The following is a 3,023-nucleotide window of genomic DNA, read 5'->3' on the forward strand; positions in this document are numbered from 1 at the left end:
GGACTGCCTCAGTCGTCGTGGCGCTCCCATGGAGAAACTGGCCCATAATGATTCCTTCCATTCCTGAGAAAAGAATGCACCATTAAAGTCTGGGATCAAACACCTAGGCGTGGGTCTGGGCATGACCGTACTCTATGAGGCGTTCGATTATGTCGCCTGCGTCGATGGCCGGGCGTTTCTTTACCGGCTGGCCCAACACGGCCTCGTGGCCAGTCAGGACGGTATGCCACCAAAGGTCGGAATGATGAAGATGGCAGACTATGCCGCCGTCGACGCGGCGGGTAAGTTTCATCTGATCGAATGCAAAGGCACGCAGCATTCGAGCACTGCACTCGCCACGGCCATGGCCGATGGGCAGGCGCAGAAGTTATCGCTGGTCTGTAGCTCGCGAGGCGCCGAACAGCGACTCATTGGCCAAAGACTGGTGGTGGGCACTCAGCTCAAATTGGAGAACGCGGTCAAGCCGACGCGGGTGAACGGAATCCTGCCGGCTGCGGCAGACCCCGTCTGGCGGAGTATATGACCGGGAGGGTATTGGTAGCGGATATTATGTTGTGAAGTGAGCGACTATGTCTGCACTATGGCTGGAACCAGAAGTTTTCACATGACCGAAGCGGTGGCGGATCGTCTTGAAGGCGCTCCGCAACAGCCCCGCCGGCGGTGGTCGGATGCATTCAAGGCGCAAATTGTGGCGGAAGCGCTGGAGCCGGGTGCAAGCGTTTCGATGATCGCGCATCGGGTTGGCATTCGTCCGTCACAACTTTTCACCGGGCGGCGCAAGGCGGTGGAGGCGCGTCAGGTTCGCAAGACCGCTCGTGGTGATGTGCCTGCCCGGTTCGTTTCCTAGGCGAAGCATAAGTTGGTGCGTCAGGCGGCTTGTTGCTTGGCATGTCCAGCGGTCCTCCAATTCCACGGCAACAGTTCGGGCAGCCTGGAGACAGGAAGGGCGGGCATTCTTTCGAGCACATCGGCGAGCCAAGCCTGCGGATCGATATTGTTCATCTTGGCGGTGACGATGAGCGAATAGATGAAGGCAGCGCGCTCGCCGCCGCGCTGCGACCCGGCGAAGAGCCATGCCTTGCGGCCCAGGGCGATGCCGCGCAACGCCCGTTCGGCGGCATTGTTGGTCAGGCAGATCCGGCCATCGTCGAGAAAGCGGGTAAAAGCCTCCCATTGCCCTTGCTTGCCCAGCATATAGTCGATCGCCTTGGCGACGGGATTGTGCCTGGACATCTGCGCGCGCTGGGCCGTGAGCCAGCCATGCAGGTCATCGACGAGCGGGCGAGCCTGTTCCTGCCGGGCGGCACGGCGCTCCCCGGCGGGCTTGCCGTTGATGCCGCGCTCGATGGCGAACAAAGCATCGATACGGGTTACAGCTTCAAGCGTGAGCGGCGAGATCTCATGCGCGGCTTTGCCTTTGCGAACATTGCCGGCGATGTCGGCCAGTTCGAACAATTTGCGCCGTGCATGGCTCCAGCACAGGGCGTTCGTCACCGGCCCGGGACTTCGGTCCATGCGATAGAGGTCATTATAGCCGCTATAGGCGTCGGCCTGTAGGGTGCCTTTCCAGCCGGAAAGATGCTGGTTGGGATGGACCATCTGGCGGTCGGCGGAGAAGTGGAAGACCGCCGCCGGCGCGGCAACTCCCGCGAAGGGGCGGTCGTCGCGCACATAAGTCCACAGCCTCGCCTCCTTTGTCGCGCCTCTGGCCAGAAGCGGCACGGTGGTATCATCGGCGTGCAGCCGTTCGCCTGCCAGCACATGGGCGCGGATCAGTTCGTGGATCGGCTTCAAGGCTGTCGCGCAGGCGCCGAACGGCTGCTGGCTTATATCGCCGTGTCGAAATACGCCGACGGCCTGCCGCTTTACCGGCAGGAAGCGATCTACCAGCGCGACGGCGCCCTGATCAGCCGGTCGTTGATGGCGCAATGGATGGGGATCCTACTAGACGACGAGCCTGCCGGTGGATAACGCATCCTCAACGTAGGAGAACTATTGACTGGATCATTGCGGTCCGACTGCCATAGAAAATGGTTACTCTAACACCCCTTTTGTGCAGAGGGTCCGATGGCCCCTTCGAATGGAAGCTTTGAACGCAAAGCAGCCATTCCACAATGAATATGAAAGATTTCTCTTGGGTCAAAATGGTTGCTAGCCCAACACATGAGCTACGCCTCCTCCTGTATTTCTTCGCCATAGTGCGCTGTTACCCGACGGCTATTCAAGTTGCCTTGAAACTCCCCGCCCCGACGTCCGACCTATTCTCCTGAAGGAGATTGTCGGTTGCCCGGAACGAGAATTCTATGGGGCCAGATTGCCGTCGTCACGCTGATCGTGGTAACGGCGGTATGGGGCGCGACGGAGTATGTCGCCTGGAGCCTCGGCTTTCAGGCTCAACTCGGCCCACCATGGTTCGAGCTGTTGGAGATACCGGTCTATTACCCGCCGGCCTTCTTCTGGTGGTGGTATTTCTACGATGCCTATGCCCCGGATGTTTTCGCCAAGGGCGGGTTGATCGCGGCCTCCGGCGGTTTCATCTCGGTGGCCGTGGCAATCGGCATGTCGGTCTGGCGGGCGCGGGAAGCGAAGAATGTCGAGACCTATGGCTCGGCACGTTGGGCCGAGAAGGCGGAGGTGCAGGCGGCGGGACTTCTCGATCCGGACGGCGTCGTGCTCGGCCGGTACGAGCGGGAATATCTGCGCCATGACGGGCCGGAGCATGTGCTTTGCTTTGCGCCCACCCGCTCGGGCAAGGGTGTCGGCCTTGTCATACCGACGCTCCTCACCTGGCCGGGCTCGGCGATCGTCCACGACATCAAGGGCGAGAACTGGCAGCTTACCGCCGGTTTCCGCGCCCGGCACGGTCGCGTCCTGCTGTTCGATCCGACCAATCCGAAATCGTCGGCCTATAATCCGCTGCTCGAGGTGCGCCGCGGCGAGTGGGAGGTCCGTGACGTCCAGAACATCGCCGACATTCTGGTCGATCCTGAAGGCAGCCTCGAGAAGCGGAACCATTGGGAGAA

General features: G+C 61.0%; 3 protein-coding genes and 2 pseudogenes. 4 read left to right on the top strand and 1 reads right to left on the bottom strand.

The genetic code is table 11. From position 1 onward, the window contains the following. Positions 1-121 precede the first annotated feature (121 nt). Together C7477_RS18520 and C7477_RS18525 are read left to right on the top strand one after the other, a co-directional pair. The gene (locus C7477_RS18520) at positions 122-523 is read left to right on the top strand and encodes a hypothetical protein (RefSeq protein ID WP_110754809.1); all 402 of its coding nucleotides are present in this window, start codon (positions 122-124) and stop codon (positions 521-523) included. Positions 524-604: 81 nt separating this feature from the next. Further along, positions 605-847: a transposase gene (locus C7477_RS18525; protein WP_245411904.1), complete on the top strand. Its 243-nt coding sequence runs from the start codon at positions 605-607 to the stop codon at positions 845-847. A 20-nt stretch (positions 848-867) separates the two neighbouring features. On the opposite strand, the pseudogene tnpC reads toward C7477_RS18525, so the two are convergent. Further along, a pseudogene (tnpC, locus tag C7477_RS18530) lies at positions 868-1,872 on the bottom strand (IS66 family transposase); the annotation flags it as partial. On the opposite strand from tnpC, the pseudogene C7477_RS18535 reads away from it, so the two are divergent. Together C7477_RS18535 and C7477_RS18540 are read left to right on the top strand one after the other, a co-directional pair. Continuing rightward, positions 1,813-1,944, top strand: a pseudogene (locus C7477_RS18535) (IS66 family transposase); the annotation flags it as partial. The pseudogenes tnpC and C7477_RS18535 overlap by 60 nt on opposite strands. A 339-nt stretch (positions 1,945-2,283) precedes the next feature. Further along, positions 2,284-3,023, top strand: a 740-nt coding sequence (locus C7477_RS18540; protein ID WP_181418479.1) for a type IV secretory system conjugative DNA transfer family protein, incomplete at its 3' end; no start/stop codon positions are given.

It is taken from the genome of Paramesorhizobium leguminum (genome assembly GCF_003217235.1).
GTDB lineage: Bacteria > Pseudomonadota > Alphaproteobacteria > Rhizobiales > Rhizobiaceae > Paramesorhizobium > Paramesorhizobium leguminum.

What these genes read in the sequence shown, in the direction of transcription:
- C7477_RS18520 (WP_110754809.1), top strand. Translation starts at nt 122, where the DNA reads ATGACCGTACTCTATGAGGCGTTCGATTATGTCGCCTGCGTCGATGGC.
- C7477_RS18525 (WP_245411904.1), top strand. Translation starts at nt 605, where the DNA reads ATGACCGAAGCGGTGGCGGATCGTCTTGAAGGCGCTCCGCAACAGCCC.